The 17,121-nt window shown below is 72.8% G+C and carries 16 protein-coding genes and 1 pseudogene; 10 read left to right on the top strand and 7 right to left on the bottom strand.

The genetic code is table 11. The features are described 5' to 3' along the window. The first annotated feature begins 2 nt into the window (after window positions 1-2). The 4 genes from O7604_RS13675 to O7604_RS13660 all read left to right on the top strand — a co-directional run bounded on the left by O7604_RS13675 (window position 3) and on the right by O7604_RS13660 (window position 2,803). A complete protein-coding gene (locus tag O7604_RS13675) occupies window positions 3-362 on the top strand; it encodes a GntR family transcriptional regulator (RefSeq protein WP_128137275.1) in 360 nt (119 codons plus the stop codon). Continuing rightward, a complete protein-coding gene (locus O7604_RS13670) occupies window positions 359-1,237 on the top strand; it encodes an ABC transporter ATP-binding protein (protein WP_281579792.1) in 879 nt (292 codons plus the stop codon). Before O7604_RS13675 ends, O7604_RS13670 begins: the two co-directional genes overlap by 4 nt. Beyond that, window positions 1,234-1,929 (top strand): ABC transporter permease, encoded by a 696-nt coding sequence (locus O7604_RS13665; RefSeq protein WP_281579791.1) that lies wholly within the window; start codon window positions 1,234-1,236, stop codon window positions 1,927-1,929. The genes O7604_RS13670 and O7604_RS13665 overlap by 4 nt, the downstream gene beginning before the upstream one ends. Window positions 1,930-2,083: 154 nt before the next feature. Continuing rightward, a complete protein-coding gene (locus tag O7604_RS13660; protein ID WP_281579790.1) occupies window positions 2,084-2,803 on the top strand; it encodes a DinB family protein in 720 nt (239 codons plus the stop codon). A 27-nt stretch (window positions 2,804-2,830) separates the two neighbouring features. On the opposite strand, the gene O7604_RS13655 is transcribed toward O7604_RS13660, so the two are convergent. The 5 genes from O7604_RS13655 to O7604_RS13635 all read right to left on the bottom strand — a co-directional run bounded on the left by O7604_RS13655 (window position 2,831) and on the right by O7604_RS13635 (window position 6,456). Next, a complete protein-coding gene (locus O7604_RS13655) occupies window positions 2,831-3,394 on the bottom strand; it encodes a dihydrofolate reductase family protein (RefSeq protein WP_269704121.1) in 564 nt (187 codons plus the stop codon). A gap of 183 nt (window positions 3,395-3,577) precedes the next feature. Beyond that, window positions 3,578-3,952 carry a DUF6193 family natural product biosynthesis protein gene (locus O7604_RS13650; RefSeq protein WP_269704120.1) on the bottom strand — a complete coding sequence of 125 codons (375 nt, stop codon included), beginning with the start codon at window positions 3,950-3,952 and terminating at the stop codon, window positions 3,578-3,580. Between the two features lie 70 nt (window positions 3,953-4,022). Further along, window positions 4,023-5,108 carry a redox-regulated ATPase YchF gene (gene ychF, locus O7604_RS13645; protein WP_281579789.1) on the bottom strand — a complete coding sequence of 362 codons (1,086 nt, stop codon included), beginning with the start codon at window positions 5,106-5,108 and terminating at the stop codon, window positions 4,023-4,025. A gap of 58 nt (window positions 5,109-5,166) precedes the next feature. Then, window positions 5,167-5,913 (bottom strand): peptidase E, encoded by a 747-nt coding sequence (locus O7604_RS13640; RefSeq protein WP_269704118.1) that lies wholly within the window; start codon window positions 5,911-5,913, stop codon window positions 5,167-5,169. Between the two features lie 30 nt (window positions 5,914-5,943). Further along, a complete protein-coding gene (locus tag O7604_RS13635; protein WP_269704117.1) occupies window positions 5,944-6,456 on the bottom strand; it encodes a MarR family transcriptional regulator in 513 nt (170 codons plus the stop codon). A gap of 93 nt (window positions 6,457-6,549) precedes the next feature. Between O7604_RS13635 and O7604_RS13630 the strand changes: the two are divergent. Next, window positions 6,550-7,371 (top strand): annotated as a pseudogene (locus O7604_RS13630) (EamA family transporter); the annotation flags it as partial. Window positions 7,372-7,421: 50 nt separating this feature from the next. Here the strand turns inward: O7604_RS13630 and O7604_RS13625 are convergent. Next, on the bottom strand, window positions 7,422-7,886 hold the full coding sequence (locus tag O7604_RS13625; RefSeq protein ID WP_269704116.1) for a hypothetical protein: 465 nt from the start codon (window positions 7,884-7,886) through the stop codon (window positions 7,422-7,424). Window positions 7,887-8,128: 242 nt separating this feature from the next. On the opposite strand from O7604_RS13625, the gene O7604_RS13620 reads away from it, so the two are divergent. The 5 genes from O7604_RS13620 (at window position 8,129) to valS (ending at window position 16,501) form a co-directional block, all read left to right on the top strand. Next, window positions 8,129-9,580 (top strand): AlkA N-terminal domain-containing protein, encoded by a 1,452-nt coding sequence (locus O7604_RS13620; protein WP_269704115.1) that lies wholly within the window; start codon window positions 8,129-8,131, stop codon window positions 9,578-9,580. Then, complete coding sequence (locus tag O7604_RS13615; RefSeq protein ID WP_281579788.1) at window positions 9,577-10,089, top strand: methylated-DNA--[protein]-cysteine S-methyltransferase; 513 nt, start codon at window positions 9,577-9,579, stop codon at window positions 10,087-10,089. The genes O7604_RS13620 and O7604_RS13615 overlap by 4 nt, the downstream gene beginning before the upstream one ends. 37 nt (window positions 10,090-10,126) lie before the next feature. Then, window positions 10,127-11,947, top strand: coding sequence for an ABC transporter ATP-binding protein (locus O7604_RS13610; RefSeq protein WP_281579787.1), 1,821 nt, complete (start codon window positions 10,127-10,129; stop codon window positions 11,945-11,947). A gap of 86 nt (window positions 11,948-12,033) precedes the next feature. Then, window positions 12,034-13,866 carry an ABC transporter ATP-binding protein gene (locus tag O7604_RS13605; protein WP_281579961.1) on the top strand — a complete coding sequence of 611 codons (1,833 nt, stop codon included), beginning with the start codon at window positions 12,034-12,036 and terminating at the stop codon, window positions 13,864-13,866. 70 nt (window positions 13,867-13,936) lie between these two features. After that, on the top strand, window positions 13,937-16,501 hold the full coding sequence (valS, locus tag O7604_RS13600) for a valine--tRNA ligase (RefSeq protein WP_281579786.1): 2,565 nt from the start codon (window positions 13,937-13,939) through the stop codon (window positions 16,499-16,501). 89 nt (window positions 16,502-16,590) lie between these two features. Here valS and O7604_RS13595 read toward each other — a convergent pair whose 3' ends face one another. Beyond that, on the bottom strand, window positions 16,591-17,028 hold the full coding sequence (locus tag O7604_RS13595; protein WP_332367330.1) for a hypothetical protein: 438 nt from the start codon (window positions 17,026-17,028) through the stop codon (window positions 16,591-16,593). Window positions 17,029-17,121: the final 93 nt, after the last annotated feature.

The following is a 17,121-nucleotide window of genomic DNA, read 5'->3' as shown; positions in this document are numbered from 1 at the left end:
GGATGGATGACGGCCGGCCGATCTTCGTCCAGATCGCGGAGCTGATCGAAAACTCGATCATCGACGGGACGTACGCGGAGGAGACCCAGGTGCCGTCCACCAACGAACTGGCGGCGTTCCACCGGATCAACCCGGCGACCGCCGCCAAGGGGATCAACCGCCTGGTCGATGACGGGCTTCTCTACAAGCGCAGGGGGATCGGAATGTTCGTGGCAACGGGGGCCGTCGAAACACTCCGGGAACGCCGCCGGCGCGAGTTCTCCGACCAGTACGTGCGGCCCCTCATCGAGGAGGCACGCAAGTTGGGCATCGGCACCGAGGAGCTGAAGAAGCTCATCGAGACAGGGGAGGAACAGCGATGAGCGTCGTGGCGGCAGCCGGCCTCACGAAGCGGTTCGGCGACGTGACCGCTCTCGACGACATCACCTTCACGCTGACCGGAAACAAGATCTACGGCCTGCTCGGCCGCAACGGCGCCGGCAAGACGACGCTGATGCAGCTGATCACCGGCCAGAACAGCAGCACCAGCGGCGACCTCACACTCTTCGGCGAGCGCCCGTACGAGAACGAGCGGGTGCTGTCGCGGGTGGCCTTCATCAAGGAGAGCCAGACGTACCCGGCCGCCTACCAGGTCCGGCACGTCCTGAGCCTGGCCAAGCGGCTGTTCCCCAACTGGGACGAGGACTTCGCACAGTCCCTCGTGGACGACTTCGACCTGCCGCGAAAGCGCAACGTGCGCAAGCTGTCCCGCGGCATGCTGTCCGCGCTGGGCGTGACGATCGGCCTGGCCGCACGCGCGCCGCTGACCTTCTTCGACGAGCCGTACCTCGGTCTCGACGCGGTCGCCCGGCAGCTCTTCTACGACCGGCTGCTCGCCGACTACGCCGAAAACCCGCGCACTGTCGTGCTCTCCACCCACCTCATCGACGAGGTGGCCGACCTGATCGAGCACGTGCTGCTGCTCGACCGCGGCAAGCTGCTGCTCGACGCGCCCAGCGACGAGCTGCGCGGCGAGGTGATGGAGGCGTCCGGCCCGGCCGCGGTGGTGGACGAGTTCGCCGCCGCGTACCGGGTGCTGCACCGCGAGCAGCTCGGCGGCGCGGTCCGCGCGTCGCTGCGCGGGTCGTTCGACAACGCCGAACGGATGCGCGCCAAGAAGCTCGGCATCGACCTGGCGCCGGTGTCGCTCCAGCAGGCAGTGGTGCGCCTGACGACGGAAAGGACGAAGACCCGATGACTCGCATCCTCGACGTCGCCCGGATGCACACCATCGCCTGGATCGGCCAGCTGGCCTGGCCGTGGGGCATCATGGCCATCTCGCTCGGCGTCAACCTGCTGATCTTCGCCTCGATCGACGAGGCGGCGCCGGGCAAGAACACCACAGGCGGTCTGGCCAGCCTCTACATCGTCTGCTCGATCGTCGCCGCCGCCTCGATCAGCCAGGTGTTCCCGTTCGCCCTCGGCATGGGCGTCACCCGGCGCACGTTCTACCTCGCCACGGTGCTCGTCAACGTGGTGCAGGCGGTCGTCTACGGCGTCCTGCTCTACCTGCTCAACCTGATCGAGGGCGCCACCGGCGGCTTCGGGATCCAGCTGCGGTTCTTCCGGATCCCGTACATCGACGTGGACAACGGGCAGCTGCAGATCGCCGTCTACGCGGTCCCGTTCCTGTTCCTGAACTTCCTCGCCGTCTTCGTCGCCGTCTGGTACGTCCGGTTCGGCATGAACGGCCTGCTCGGGGCCGGCGCGGCCCTGATCCTGGTGACCGGCCTGCTCGTCGCGTTGATCACCTGGCAGGGCTGGTTCGGTGACATCTGGCAGTGGCTGAGCAGCCAGCACCAGGTCAGCCTGCTGGTGGGGTGGCCCGCCCTGATCGCCGCGGTGGCCGCGCTCGGAGGCATGGCGGCCATCCGCCGGGCGAACGCCTGACGACAGGCACGGGTGGCGGTCGCCGGTCCGCGATGCGGGCCGGCGGCCGCCACAGCCATGTTCCGGCGGCCGACAACTTCGTCCGGTCGCATCGACAGTCGTTGTCGGACCCGCTCGCTAGCATTGCCGCGATCGCCGACGAGAGGGGTGCGCCGTGGACCAGAGCGACCTCAGGACGTTCGTGGACAGGGACCTGCAAGGCGCGCGCTTCACCAGGTCGACGCTGGCCGGCGCGGTGATGCGCGGCGTCGACGTGCGCGGGCTCGACATCGACGCGCCGTGGCTCATCGACGGCGCGCTGCTGGTCAACGGTGTCGACGTCGTGCCGCTCGTCGAGGCCGAACTCAACCGGCGGTTCCCCGGGCGCGAGCTGAGGCATGCCGAGGATCCCGATGGCCTGCGCGCGGCGTGGGCGGCGCTCGAACGAGCCTGGGCGGCCGCGGTCGACCGGGTCGTGTCCATGCCCGACGGCGCCGCCGACATCTCGATCGACGGTGAGTGGTCGTTCGCGCAGACCCTGCGCCACCTCGCGTTCGCCACCGACGCCTGGCTCGGCAAGGCGATCCTGCGCCTGCCGCAGCCCTTCCATCCGCTCGGGCAGCCACACGCCGAGTACGAGACGGACGGACTCGACATGTCGATCTTCTCCGCGGCGCGGCCGAGTCTCGCCCAGGTGCTCGATCTGCGGTCCGAGCGGCAGGCCATGGTGCGGGAGTTCCTCACGGGCGTCACTCCGGCGCTGCTCGCCGAGCCTCGACCGTCAGCGTGGTCACCCGAACACGAGGCACCGGTCCTGCACTGCCTCCACGTCATCTTCGACGAGGAGTGGGAACACCTCCGCTTCGCAGTGCGCGACCTCGACGCGCAGGAGTGACGCCGCGTCTCCATGTGGAGGGGGCGGTCAGTGCCTGGCCTCGTACCTGGTGAGGAGCACGCCGCCCGGGAACGTCCGGGTCTCCCGCAGGGCCAGGTTCACCCAGTTGTCCAGGGCCGTGAAGAACGGCATACCGCGACCGATCAAGACCGGATGAGTGACGAGCACGTACTCGTCGATCAACCCGGCCCGCATGGCCGCCGCGGCAATGGTGGCGCCACTGATGTCCATCGGACCACCGTCCTCGGCCTTGAGCCGGCTGATCTCGGTGACCGCGTCGCCGGTGACCAGGCGGGTGTTCCAGTCGACCGGCCTAATCGTCGAGGAGAACACCACCTTCGGCATGTCCCGCCAGCGACGGGCGAACTCGGCGTGCGCCGCTGTGACGCCCGGCTGTTGATCGGCGGTCGGCCAGTGAAAGCTCATCGCCTCCCACAGTCGTCGACCGTAGAGCGCCGTGCCGGTCGCCGCCACCCGGTCGGACCACCACTGGAACCACTCGTCGCTCGGCGTACTCCAGCCGAGGTCGTCACCGGGCGCGGCGACGTAGCCGTCCAGGCTCACGTTCATGGCGAAGGTCAGTTTGCGCATCGTGCCAGCCTTCCGTGGGTCGGTACTCGTCGTACAGACCAGCACGGCGCCGGGAAGACATCGGTCAGGCCACGCCGAGGGCCGACCCGCCAGGATTCAGACGTCGAAGCGGAACCAAGGACGCCACGGGTCGCCAGCAGCGGGAACAGGACTCACGGCCTGCTGGCAGGGCGTTGCGGGCGGTCAGCGCTGGTCGCCGCCTGACGGCATTGCACACGTCGAGCCGGGAATCACCGGGGCCGGCGGCAGGTTCTCGACTACCAGCTCTGCGGCTTCTTCCGCCGTTGCGGCCAAGCCGATGATCCGCTCATAACCGGCGGAAATGACCTGGTAGGGAGGGCCGCCGCAGGCGATGAGGGGCAGATCGTGGGCAGGGGTATCGGGCCAGCTCCAAGCGGTCCTGAAGAACTTGATCGTCCCGTGCGTTGCCATGGGGAAGAGGGCGCGCAACGTGGGGTGCTCATAGGCTGCCCGGAAGACCGGATCATCCACCCACCAGCCCTGCGTGTCCTCCATGAGCGCGCGCCAAACGTCGTCCGCCGATGTCGCCGGTTCCATCGGAGCATCCTTGCACGAGCAGCCAACTGCTCGATGATCCTGCTGATGCAGCGCTCAGTCCAGAATCAAATCAGACGTTGAAGCGGAACTCCACCACGTCGCCGTCCTGCATGACGTACTCCTTGCCCTCGATCCGGACCTTGCCGGCGGCCTTCGCCGCCGCCATCGATCCGGCCTCGACCAGGTCGTTGTAGGAGACCACCTCGGCCTTGATGAAGCCGCGCTGGAAGTCGCTGTGGATCACCCCGGCGGCCTCCGGCGCGGTCGCGCCGACCGGGACGGTCCAGGCCCGCGCCTCCTTGGGGCCGGCGGTCAGGTACGTCTGGAGCCCGAGCGTCCGGAAGCCCACCCGGACGAGCTGGTTCAGGCCGGGCTCGGACTGCCCGATCGACTCCAGCAGCTCGCGGGCCTCGTCCTCGGGCAGGTCGACCAGCTCGGACTCGATCTTGGCGTCCATGAAGATCGCCTCGGCGGGCGCGACCAGGCCGCGCAGCTCGTCGAGGAACTCCTCGTTGCCCAGCTCGGCCTCGTCGACGTTGAAGACGTAGAGGAACGGCTTGGTGGTGAGCAGGTGCAGCTCACGCAGGTGCTCCAGCTCGACCTTCGCGGCGGCGGCGCCCGCGTACAGGGTCACGCCGTTGTCCAGGACCTTGACCGCCTTCTTGGCGGCCTCGACGGCGGCGGCCCGGTCCTTGCGGAGCTTGGCCTCCTTCTCCAGCCGGGGCAGCGCCTTCTCCAGCGTCTGGATGTCGGCCAGGATCAGCTCGGTGTTGATCGTCTCGATGTCGTCGGCCGGGGAGACCTTGCCGTCGACGTGCACCACGTTCGGGTCGGAGAAGGCGCGCACCACCTGGCAGATCGCCGAGGCGTCGCGGATGTTGGCGAGGAACGCGTTGCCCCGCCCCTGCCCCTTGGAGGCGCCCCGGACCAGGCCGGCGATGTCGACGAACGAGACCGGCGCCGGCAGCACCTTCTGCGAGGAGAAGATCTCGGCCAGCTTGGCCAGCCGCTCGTCGGGCAGCCCGACCACGCCGACGTTCGGCTCGATGGTGGCGAACGGGTAGTTCGCGGCGAGCACGTCGTTCTTGGTCAGCGCGTTGAACAGGGTGCTCTTGCCCACGTTGGGCAGGCCGACGATGCCGATGGTGAGACTCACGACGAACCAGCTTACGCGCCTCGCCGCCACCGCCGGGCAGGCAGGTACGCGAAGCCGGTCACCGCGGCGCGGCGGACAGCAGGCGCGGCTCGATCCGGGTCTCCCGGGCGGTGCCGTCCTCGGCGCGGACCAGCTCGTACGCGGCCACGCCGGGTCGGTCGGCCACCGCCTCGGCCAGTCGGGTGCCCCGGTAGATCAGCCCCACGCCGTCGTCGGTGCAGTGGCTCGCGGGCAGCGTGCCGTCGGCGACCAGCCGGTGCATCAGCGGGCGGCGCTGCTCCTCGCTGTCGTAGTGCACGCCGTTGCCGTACGGGAGCCAGCCCAGCCCTTCGGTGAAGGGCCGCAGCGTCGGGCCGTAGCTGTCGGTGGCGCCGCCGGTGTGCCAGCAGATCGAGCCGGCGGAGACCCCGCCGAGCACCACGCCGGCCTGCCAGCACTCGTGCAGGATCTCCGGCAGGCCGTGCACCCGCCAGACCGCGCAGAGGTTCGCCACGCTGCCGCCGCCGACCCAGATGATGTCCTGCGCGAGCAGGTGGGCGCGGATGTCCTCGACGTTGGGCATCGGGTAGAGCGCCAGGTGGGAGGCGCGGAACCGGGTGCCGGCGAAGGCGCCGTAGAAGACGGTGAAGCCGGTCGGCTGGTCGCCGGTGGCCTGGCCGAGGTAGCAGACGCGCGGCGCGTCACCGGCCCCGGCCAGGTCGGCCATCAGGTCGAACAGGGCGCTGGGCCGGGCGTCCCACGGGCCGCGGCGACGGCCGGCGAAACCCATGCTGGTGGCGACGATCGTCGGTTCGGTGGCGGGCACGATTGTCCTCCCGGGCGGTGACGGTGCCGATCATTGTGCCGGATCCGCGGGCCCGGCCTCGGCCGCCGCGAGCAACGCGCGCAGCAGATCGGCCAGCCGGTCCTGGTCGGCTGGGGGCAGCGCGTCGAGGATCCGCCGCTGCACCGCGAGGCCGGCCTCGGCCGACTCCTCGACCACCCGCCGGCCGGTGTCGGTGAGGGTGACCCGCAGCGCCCGCCGGTCGGCCGGGTCCGGCGAGCGCCGTACCAGGCCCGCCCGTTCGAGGCGGTCGAGCCGCCCGGTCATGCCGCCGGAGGTGAGCATCAGGGAGGCGGCGAGCGCCTTCGGCGCCAGCGTGTACGGCGAACCGGAGCGCCGCAGCGCGGCGAGCACGTCGAACTCGCCCCGGCCGATGCCCCAGCCCGCGTACACCTTCTCCTGGCTGTCGCCGACCAGCCGGGCCAGCCGGTAGATGCGGCCGAACACGGCCATCGGCTCGGGCCGCATGCCGGGCCGCTCCCGCCGCCACTGTTCGACGATCGCGTCCACCTCGTCGCCTGTCACGGCTGCCGATTGTGCCGCACGTCCCACTTCCCCTTTTGGCTCGGGCCTGATTAGCTTAGCGCTAAGATACTTAGGGCTGAGAAAGAGGCCGACATGAACCCCCGCTGGACCGACGTCGCGCTCACCGCCGCCGCACCGATCACCTGGGGCACCACGTACCTGGTCACCGCCGAACTCCTGCCCCCGGACCGGCCGCTCTGGGCCGGGGCGATCCGCGCCCTGCCGGCCGGCCTGCTGCTGCTCGCCCTGACCCGCAGGCGACCACACGGCCTCTGGTGGGGGCGCGCCGCCGTGCTCGGCGCGCTCAACATCGGGGTGTTCTTCCCGCTGCTGTTCCTCGCCGCGTACCGCCTACCCGGCGGCACCGCCGCCGTTCTCGGCGCCGCGCAGCCGCTGCTGGTGGCGGTGCTGACCGTCGCGCTGCTCCGCGACCGCCCCACCCGGCCGGCGCTGGCCGCCGCCGTGGCCGCCCCGCTCGGCGTCGCCCTCGTGGTGCTGCGCCCGGGCGCCGGCCTCGACCCGCTCGGCGTCGCCGCCGGACTGGCCGGGGCCGTGGCGATGGCCGCCGGGCTGGTGCTCACCCGCCGCTGGGGCCGGCCGCCCGGCGTGGGCGTCCTGGCCGCGACGAGCTGGCAGCTCGTCGCCGGGGGCCTGATGATCGTGCCGGTCGCCGCCGCCGTCGAGGCCGCGCCACCAGTGCCCGACGGGCCGGCCCTTCTCGGGTACGCGTGGCTCGGGCTGGCCGGCACCGCCCTGGCGTACGTGCTGTGGTTCCGGGGCGCGGCACGACTGCCTGTCTCCCGCGTGTCGGTGCTCGGCGCGCTGAGCCCGCTCACCGCCGCGGCGCTCGGCTGGGTGGTGCTCGGTGAGGCGCTGGACCCGGTCCAGCTCACCGGTTTCGCGGTGGCGGTGGGGGCGATGGTGCTGGCCCAGATGCCGGACCGGACAGCGATCCCACCCGGCGCTCAGCCGGCCCGCAGCCGGCGCCAGTCGTCCGGCCACGCCTCGGCGGCGACGCCCTCGGGCAGCGCACCGGCCGGTAGTTGCGCCGCTGCCGCGAGCGGAAGCGTGAACCGGTGCGCGGCGGCGGGCCCGGCCGCGTACGACCGGTCGAGCAACCACCGCACCTCGTCGGCGGTCCAGCCGAGGCCGGACCGGGCGGCGATCTCGCGGACCAGTCGCAGGCCGACCCGGGTGTCGTCGTCGTAGAAGCGCATGCACCAGTGGTGGGCCCACATGCCGAGCGCGCGCAGCCCGTCGGGGTCGAGGGAGCCGGCCAGCCGGCCGCAAGCGGTGTCCGCGAAGGGGCGACCGGGGTCACCGGCCCGGTCACGCTCGATCGCGCCGTAGGCGGCCGGCGCCACCACCCGCATCCGCTCGTAGAAGCCCTCCACCACCGCGGCGTCAAGCGGTGCTCGCCCCGATCGCATCAGCGGACACCCCGCCCGGCCACGCTCACCATGCCCCGCACCTTTTCTTGAGTTGGTGGCGGGACGGTACCGACCACTTACGACACTTTCTCGGGTCCGCCGTCCATGATCCACGCCACCTCGGCGAGGTGGCTGCATCCCGGGACCGTTGACACCGCCACTTCCCCGAGCTGGCGCGACTGCCGCACGTGATGTCCGAATCCCGCCAGCCGAGCGTCGGAGCTGCAGGGCAGGATCGTGGCATGGAACTGGACTTCGAGCGGTGCTACCGAGCCGTCGACAGCCGCGACCCGCGGTTCGACGGCTGGTTCTACACCGGCGTGACGTCGACCGGGATCTACTGCCGGCCGTCCTGTCCGGCGATGACACCGAAACGGCGCAACGTCCGGTTCTTCCCGTCCGCAGCCGCCGCGCAGGGGGCCGGGCTTCGGGCGTGCCGCCGGTGCCGGCCGGACGCGGCGCCCGGCTCGCCCCAGTGGGACGTCCGAGCCGACCTGGTCGGCCGCGCCATGCGGCTGATCGCCGACGGCGTGGTCGACCGCGACGGGGTGCCCGGGCTGGCCACCCGGCTGGGCTACACCGAGCGGCACCTGCACCGGATGCTCCGGGCCGAGCTGGGCGCCGGCCCGCTGGCGCTGGCCCGCGCCCAGCGCGCGCAGACCGCCCGGATCCTGATCGAGACCACCGGTCTCGGCCTCGCCGAGGTGGCCTTCGCCGCCGGGTTCGGCAGCGTCCGGCAGTTCAACGACACGGTTCGCGAGGTCTACGGCGGCACCCCGTCCGAGCTGCGGGTCGGGCGCCGCAGCCCGGCCGCGACCACCGGGGCGGGCACGCTCTCGCTGCGGCTGGCATACCGGCCCCCGCTGCACGCGGGCGCGCTGCTGGACTTCCTCGCGCTGCGCGCGCTGCCCGACGTCGAGGTGGTCCGCGACGGCACCTACCACCGCGGGCTGCGCCTGCCGCACGGTCCCGCCACGGTGGCGCTGACCCCTGCCGACGGCCACGTGGCCGCCACGCTGCGGCTGGCCGACATGCGTGACCTGGCCCCCGCGGTGGCCCGCTGCCGCCGCCTGCTCGACCTGGACGCCGACCCGGTCGCGGTGGACGCCACCCTGGCCGACGACCCCGCGCTGGCCCCGGCCGTCGCGGCCGAGCCGGGCGTCCGGCTCCCGCACGCGGTCGACGGGTTCGAGCTGGCCGTCCGTGCCGTCGCCACCCAGCAGGTCTCGCTGACCTCGGCACGGACCACGCTCACCCGCCTGCTGGCCGCCACCCGATCCACCGGGGGTGCGGGCACCGACGATCCGGCGGACGGCCTGGTGGCGTTCCCCGGCCCGGCGCAGGTGCTCGCGGCGCCGGACGCGGCGTTCCGGATGCCGGCGGCACGCCGGGAGACGATCCGGGCGCTGGCCCGCGCCGTCGCCGACGGCGAACTCGACCTGGAACCCGGGGGCGACCGGGAGGAGGCGGTCCGGCGACTGGCCGCGCTGCCCGGCATCGGCCCGTGGACCACCGGCTACCTGGCCATGCGCGCACTCGGCGACCCCGATGTCGCCCTCACCACCGACCTGGGCGTACGCCGCGGCGCAGCCGCGCTCGGCCTGTCCGACGACCCGAAGACCCTGACCGCGTACGCCGACCGCTGGCGTCCCTGGCGGTCGTACGCGACGATCCGACTCTGGAGAGCAGCATGAACACTGTGGACAGCACCGTCATCGACACTCCCGCCGGCCCGTTGAGCGTGCTCACCGGCCCGGCCGGCGCGGTACGCGCGGCGGGCTTCACCGCCGAACCGGCGGCCCTGCTGCCGCTGATCCACCCGAGACTGCGCGGCGACCTGCGGGAACGGGCCGACCTCGGTCCGGTGACCACCGCCGTCCGGGCCTACCTGGACGGTGACCTGGCCGCCATCGACGCGATCGCCGTCGAGCAGCACACCGGCGGGCCCTTCCTGACGCACGCCTGGCAGGTGCTGCGCGACGTCAAGCCCGGCGACCCGGTCACCTACACCGCGTTCGCCGCGCTGGCCGGGCGGCCGGCTGCGATCCGGGCCGCCGCGGCTGCCTGCGCGCGCAACGCCGCCGCGTTGTTCGTCCCCTGCCACCGGGTGCTGCGTACCGACGGCTCACTCGGCGGCTACCGCTGGGGGCTGGACGTGAAGAAGTGGCTTCTCGGGCATGAGGGACGGGTGACGGCTAGCTGACAGCGAGACTGTCACCCCCGGCGGCTACCGTCGGGTAGTGCCCGCGTCCAGCGACGGCAACCCCGCGGCGCATATCGACGCCCGGTCCCAGCCGCTGCGCAACCTCTGGCGGCTGCGGCCCTACCTGCGCCCGTACGCGACGGAGTTCGCCTGGCTGCTGGTCGCGGCGCTTGCGGCCACCGCGGCGAGCCTGACCGTTCCGCTCGTGGTGCAGCGGGTCGTCGACGGGCCGGTGGCCCGGCACGACGAGGCCGGGCTGCTGCGGCTCGGCGCGCTGGCGCTGCTGCTCGGCGTGGCCGAGGCGGTCCTCATCTTCATCCGCCGCTGGACGCAGTCGTCGTCCTCGGTGGGCATGGAGGCCGCCATCCGCGCCGACATCTACGCCCACCTGCAGCGGCTTCCGGCCGGCTTCCACGACCGCTGGCAGTCCGGCCAGTTGCTGTCCCGGATCACCAGCGACCTCTCGGTGATCCGGCGGTTCCTCTCCTTCGGGCTGCTGTTCCTGGTGCTCAACCTGGTCACCTACGCGGCGGTGGTGGCGCTGCTGATCCGGCTGCACCTGTGGCTGGGGCTGCTGGTGGCGGCCAGCGCCGTACCGCTGTTCCTGATCAGCCGCCGCTTCGCCCGGCACTACCACGCGGCGTCGCGCCGCATGCAGGACCAGCAGGGCGACGTCGCCACGCTGGTCGAGGAGACGGCGCTGGGATTGCGCACCATGCGGGCGTACGGGCGCGGGCCGGAACTGGCGGCCCGGTTCGCCGTCGGTGCGCGCCGGCTGCACGACACCGGGATCGGCAAGGCTCGGCTGCTGGCGCGTACCTCCGCGCTGTTCGACCTGGTGCCGAACCTGACGCTCGGCGCGGTCCTGGTGGCCGGCGCCGCAGCGGTCGCCGACGGCGTGCTGTCCATCGGGGAGCTGGTCGCGTTCGTCAGCCTTCAGCTCATGCTGATCTGGCCGGTGCAGTCGCTGGGCTGGATCATCGCCAACGGCCAGGAGGCCGCGACCGCCGCCGACCGGATCCAGGAGGTCCTGGACACGCCGCCGACCATCGTGGACGCCCCGCACGCCCGGTCGCTCGACCGGGGCGAGGCACGCGGCCGGCTCCGCTTCGAGGGGGTCCGCTTCCGCTACCCCGGCACGTCCGGCCCGGTGCTGCGCGACCTGGACCTGACCGTCGAGCCGGGCGAGACGATGGCGCTGGTCGGCGTCACCGGCTGCGGCAAGAGCACGCTGCTGTCGCTGGTCCCCCGGCTGCACGAGGTGACCGGCGGCCGGATCACGCTCGACGGCCACGACGTACGTGACCTGCGGCTGGACTCGTTGCGCCGGCTGGTCGCCGTGGCGTTCGAGGAGCCGACGCTGTTCTCCATGTCGGTCTGGGAGAACCTGACCCTGGGCCGGCCGGACGCCAGCGAGGACGAGGTCCGGGCCGCGCTGGCGCTGGCCCAGGCGGAATTCGCGTACGAGCTGCCGTGGGGCCTGGCGACCCGGGTCGGTGAGCAAGGGCTGTCGCTGTCCGGCGGGCAGCGGCAGCGCCTCGCGCTGGCGCGTGCGGTGCTCGGCCGGCCCGCGGTCCTGGTGCTCGACGACCCGCTCTCCGCGCTCGACGTGCACACCGAGGCGCTCGTCGAGGCGGCCCTGCGCCGGGTCCTGCGGGAGACCGCCACCACGACCCTGCTGGTGGCGCACCGTCCCTCGACGGTGGCGCTGGCGGACCGGGTGGCGTTGCTCGACGACGGCCGGATCGTCGCCGTCGGCACCCACTCGGAGCTGCTGGCCCGGGTACCCGCCTACCGGGCGGTGCTGTCCGCCGAGCCGGAGCGACGGAGCGACGGCGTCGGCCTGGTGCGCTCGTGACCGGCCGCGCGCCGCGAGTGCCCCGGCCCCGCGACGCGCCGAACGGCTCCGGAACGACTGGCGCACGCGGTGGCAGCGGTGACGACCTGTCCCGGTGGCGGGGGCGGGCCGCCGATCCGGACGCGGACCGCAGCCGGGCCGAGGACTCGTCCCCGGAGGCGGTGGCCCGGCTGCGCGCCCGCAGCCGGCTGCTGCTGCGGCTGCTGCTCCGCCCGCACCGGCGTGCGCTGGGGCTGGCGGTGGTGTTGCTGCTGGCGCAGAACGCCGCCGCGATGTCCGGGCCGTACCTGGTCATGCTCGGCATCGACAGGGGCATCGGTCCGCTGCGGGCCGGCGACCCCGGCCCGCTGATCGTCGTCGCCGCCGCGTTCGTGGTCGCCACCGCTGTCGAGTACACGGCCCGGCGCGCGTTCCTCACCCTCGCCGCCCGGATCGGCCAGGCCGTCCTGCTGGACCTGCGCCGCCGGGTGTACGGGCACTTCCTGCGCCTCGACGTCGGGTTCCACGAGCGCTACACGTCGGGGCGGATGGTGTCCCGGCTGACCAGCGACCTGGAGTCGATCGGCGAGCTGGTCGACGGCGGCATCGACAAGCTGGTGATGGCCGGGCTGTCGGTACTGTCCGTGGCGGGCATCCTGCTCTGGCTGGACCTGCCGCTGGCGGCGGTGACACTGCTCGCGTTCCCGTTCCTGTTCGTGCTGTCCCGCTGGTTCGCCCGCGCGTCGGCCGGGGCGTACCGGCGCACCCGGGAGGCGGTGGCGCTGGTCATCGTGCACTTCGTCGAGTCCCTGCGCGGGATCCGGGCCGTGCAGGCGTACCGGCGGGAGGACCGCAACGACCGCATCTTCGGCGCGGTGAACGACGACTACCGGCGCTCCAGCCTGCGCGCGTTCCGGCTGATCGCGATCTACTCGCCGGGCATCCGGCTGATCGGCAACCTGACCGCGGCGGTGGTGCTCGGGTACGGCGGCTGGCGGGTGCTGGGCGGCGGCGTCGAGGTGGGCGTGCTCGCCGCGTTCCTGCTCTACCTGCGCCGGTTCTTCGAGCCGATGGAGGAGCTGAGCCAGTTCTACAACTCGCTGCAGTCGGCGACCGCCGCGCTGGAGAAGCTGGCCGGCGTGCTGGACGAGCACCCGGCGGTGCCCGAACCGGCCCGGCCGCTGCCGCTGCCCGGCGGGCCACCGCGCGGTGCGATCGTCTTCCGCGACGTCGACTTCGGCTACCGCCGCCGGACGCCGATCCTGTCCGGCCTCGACCTGACCGTGCCGCCGGGGCAGACAGTGGCGCTGATCGGGCCGACCGGCGCCGGCAAGTCCACTGTCGCGAAGCTCGTCGCCCGCTTCCACGACCCGGACGCGGGTGCGGTCCGGCTGGACGGGGTGGATCTGCGCGACCTGGCCGATGCCGAGCTGCGCCGGGCGGTGGTGCTGGTGACCCAGGAGACCCACCTGTTCAGCGGTTCCGTGGCCGACAACATCAGGTTCGGCCGCCCGGACGCCGACGACGAGGCGGTGGTCGCCGCCGCGCGGGCCATCGGCGCGCACGACTTCATCGCCGCGCTCCCCGACGGGTACGCCACCGACGTGCACCGTCGCGGCGGCCGGCTCTCCGCCGGGCAGCGTCAGCTCGTCGCGTTCGCCCGCGCGTTCCTCGCCGACCCCCGGGTGCTGATCCTCGACGAGGCGACCTCGGCGCTCGACGTGCCGACCGAACGCCTGGTGCAGCGGGCCCTGCACAGCGTGCTGCGCGACCGCACCGCACTCGTCATCGCCCACCGGCTCTCCACAGTCGAGACGGCCGACCGGGTCCTGGTGCTCGACGACGGCCGGATCGTGGAGGACGGCCCACCGGCCGAGCTGATCGCCGCCGACGGCCGCTACGCCGCCCTGCACCGGCAGTGGCGCGACTCCCTCCTCTAGCTCTCCCGCGGGGACGCGCGGGGTGGGGAAAGTCGTGGAGCGGCGCAGCCGGGCTGCCTACCATCGGCTGATGACCGACACGACGAGGAGCGCCCGCGGCGGCGTCCCCGAGCGTCCGAGCCTGGACGGCCTCGAGGAGACCTGGGCCCGCCGCTGGCAGGAGAACGGCACGTACGCGTTCGACCGCACGAAGGAGCGGTCGGACGTATACGCGATCGACACTCCCCCGCCGACCGTGTCGGGCGAGCTGCACATGGGGCACGTCTTCTCGTACACGCACACGGACACGGTGGCCCGGTTCCAGCGGATGCGCGGACGCACGGTCTTCTACCCGATGGGCTGGGACGACAACGGGCTGCCCACCGAACGCCGGGTGCAGAACGTGTACGGCGTGCGTCCCGATCCGGCGCTGCCGTACGACGAGGACTGGCGCCCGCCGACGGCGCCGGTGGACGACGCGGCCCGGAAGAACCCGACGGCGATCTCCCGGCGCAACTTCATCGAGCTGTGCGAGCTGCTCACGGTGGAGGACGAGAAGGCGTTCGAGGCGCTGTGGCGGCGGCTCGGGCTGTCAGTGGACTGGTCGCTGACGTACACCACGATCGGGTCGGCGGCCCGCGCCGCCAGCCAGCGCGCGTTCCTGCGCAACCTGGCCCGGGGTGAGGCGTACCAGGCCGAGGCGCCGACACTGTGGGACGTCGGGTACGGCACCGCCGTCGCGCAGGCGGAACTGGAGGACCGGGAGCGGCCGGGCGCGTACCACCGGCTGCGGTTCACCGGGCCGGACGGCCGCGAGGTGCTCATCGACACCACCCGCCCGGAGCTACTGCCGGCCTGCGTGGCGCTGGTCTGCCACCTCGACGACGAGCGGTACGCGGACCTGGTCGACGCGTCCGTGCGTACCCCGGTATTCGGGGTCGAGGTGCCGGTGCGCGCGCACCCGCTGGCGGACCCGGCCAAGGGCACGGGCATCGCGATGGTCTGCACGTTCGGTGACCTCACCGACGTGACCTGGTGGCGTGAGCTGCGGCTGGACACCCGCGTGGTGATCGGCCGGGATGGGCGGCTGCTGCCCGAGCCGCCGGCCGGCGTGCCGGCCGAGCCCTACGCGGCGCTGGCCGGGCAGACGGTGAACGGCGCCCGGCGGACGCTGGTGGAGCTGCTGGCCGACGCGGGTGACCTCGTCGGCGAGCCGCGCCCGATCACCCACCCGGTGAAGTTCTACGAGCGCGGCGACCGGCCGCTGGAGATCGTCTCGACCCGGCAGTGGTACCTGCGCAACGGCGGCCGGGACGCCGGCCTGCGTGAGGAGCTGCTGGCCCGGGGGCGGGAGCTGCGCTGGGTGCCGGAGCACATGCGGCACCGCTACGAGCACTGGGTGGGCGGCCTCACCGGGGACTGGCTGGTCAGCCGGCAGCGGTTCTTCGGCGTGCCGGTGCCGGTGTGGTACCGGCTCGACGACACTGGCGAGCCGGACTGGTCCCACCCTCTCACACCGGACGAGGCGTCGCTCCCGATCGACCCGACGAGCGAACCGCCACCCGGATACGAGGAGTCGCAGCGCGGCGTGCCGGGCGGTTTCACCGGCGACCCGGACGTGCTGGACACCTGGGCCACCTCGTCGCTGACCCCGCAGATCGTCGGCGGCTGGGAGACCGACCCGGACCTGTTCGGCCGGGTCTTCCCGATGGACCTGCGCCCGCAGGGGCACGACATCATCCGGACGTGGCTGTTCGCCACCGTGGCGCGGTCCCACCTGGAGCACGGCGCACTGCCGTGGCACACCGCTGTGCTCTCCGGCTGGATCCTCGACCCGGATCGCAAGAAGATGTCGAAGTCCAAGGGCAACGTGGTCACCCCGATGGCGCTGCTGGAGCGCAGCGGGTCCGACGCGGTCCGCTACTGGGCCGCCAACGGCAAGCCGGGCATGGACCTCGCCTTCGACCCGGCCCAGGTCAAGGTGGGCCGCCGGCTGGCCACCAAGCTGCTCAACGCGTCGCGGTTCGCGCTCGGGCTGGGCGCCGCCGACGCGCTGCGGGCCGCGGCGACCCAACCGCTGGACACCGCGATGCTCGCCGAACTGTCCGGCGTGGTCGCGACCGCGACCACCGCGTTCGACGGGTACGACCACACGGCCGCCCTGATGGCCACGGAGGCGTTCTTCTGGCGGTTCTGCGACGACTACATCGAGTTGGTGAAGGAACGCGCCTACGGCACCGGGCCGGCCGCCGACTCGGCCCGGGCGGCGCTGGCGACCGCGCTGTCGGTGCAGTTGCGCCTGTTCGCGCCGGTGCTGCCGTTCGTCACCGAGGAGGTCTGGTCGTGGTGGCGGTACGGGTCGGTGCACCGCGCGCCGTGGCCGACCACGTACGAGGTGGGCCGCGCGATGGAGGCGCCGGGTGACCCGGAGCTGCTGCGGCTGGCCGCGGACGCGCTGGGTCAGGTGCGCCGCGCCAAGTCGGAACGGAAGCTGTCGATGAAGGCGGAGGTGCCGCTGGCCGAGGCGCTCGGACCGGCAGCCGTGCTGGAGCAGCTCGGCACGGTCGCCGACGACCTGCGCGCGGCGGGCCGGATCGCGAAGCTGGACCTGCTGCCCGACCGCACCACCGAACTGGTCGTCGCCTGCGCGTTCTGACCCCGTGCAAGGAAGGGCCCCTTGTCAACGCCTCGCGTTGTTGAAGGGGCCCTTCTCAACACCCCGAAAGGCCGGCGGCGGTGCGTGCCTCAGTCGGCCGCGCAGGCCGCCTTGAGCTTGTCCCGGGCGGTGGTCAGATCCGCCTTGCTCGGCGCCTTGCCCGGCGCCTTGGCCCAGGTGTCGGCGAGGTCGGTCATGGCCGTGGCGACCCCCTTCACCGCGGCGTTCACCTCGTCGCTGCTGGTGAAGGCGTGCGTGTAGAGCGTGGCCGCGCCCGCGGAGTACTGGGCGCTGACCGCCGAGTGGCCGGCCGGCGGGCCGATCTTCTCCGCCTCGGCCACCTCCTTCAGCGCGGCCGTGATGTCCTTCTCCGCCGTCGCGCAGGTCTTCCGGGTGGCCTCGTCGAGGCCCACCGGGGCCGGCGTCACCGGCGGAACGGACGTGGCAGCCGGGGCGGAGGGCGCCGCCGACCCGGCCGAGGGCGTCTCCTCGTCGTCGCCGCAGCCGGACATGACGATCATCGCCACCGCGGCCGGAGCCAGCAGGGCGAGGCGAGCTGAACGCAAGGTGTTCTCCCCGTGTCGGTGTGCGTAGCCGCCGCAAACTAACAGACCGGACAC

The organism is Micromonospora sp. WMMA1947 (assembly GCF_027497355.1).
Lineage (GTDB): Bacteria > Actinomycetota > Actinomycetes > Mycobacteriales > Micromonosporaceae > Micromonospora.
The sequence above is the reverse complement of the archived record's forward strand: the minus strand, read 5'-3'. Positions and strand labels throughout refer to the sequence as shown.

Excerpts from the sequence above, each read along its gene's own strand:
- O7604_RS13665 (WP_281579791.1), top strand. The coding sequence starts at position 1,234 with ATGACTCGCATCCTCGACGTCGCCCGGATGCACACCATCGCCTGGATC.
- O7604_RS13625 (WP_269704116.1), bottom strand. The coding sequence starts at position 7,886 with ATGCGATCGGGGCGAGCACCGCTTGACGCCGCGGTGGTGGAGGGCTTC.
- O7604_RS13675 (WP_128137275.1), top strand. The coding sequence starts at position 3 with ATGGATGACGGCCGGCCGATCTTCGTCCAGATCGCGGAGCTGATCGAA.
- valS (WP_281579786.1), top strand. The coding sequence starts at position 13,937 with ATGACCGACACGACGAGGAGCGCCCGCGGCGGCGTCCCCGAGCGTCCG.
- O7604_RS13670 (WP_281579792.1), top strand. The coding sequence starts at position 359 with ATGAGCGTCGTGGCGGCAGCCGGCCTCACGAAGCGGTTCGGCGACGTG.
- O7604_RS13655 (WP_269704121.1), bottom strand. The coding sequence starts at position 3,394 with ATGCGCAAACTGACCTTCGCCATGAACGTGAGCCTGGACGGCTACGTC.
- O7604_RS13620 (WP_269704115.1), top strand. The coding sequence starts at position 8,129 with ATGGAACTGGACTTCGAGCGGTGCTACCGAGCCGTCGACAGCCGCGAC.
- O7604_RS13615 (WP_281579788.1), top strand. The coding sequence starts at position 9,577 with ATGAACACTGTGGACAGCACCGTCATCGACACTCCCGCCGGCCCGTTG.
- O7604_RS13650 (WP_269704120.1), bottom strand. The coding sequence starts at position 3,952 with ATGGAACCGGCGACATCGGCGGACGACGTTTGGCGCGCGCTCATGGAG.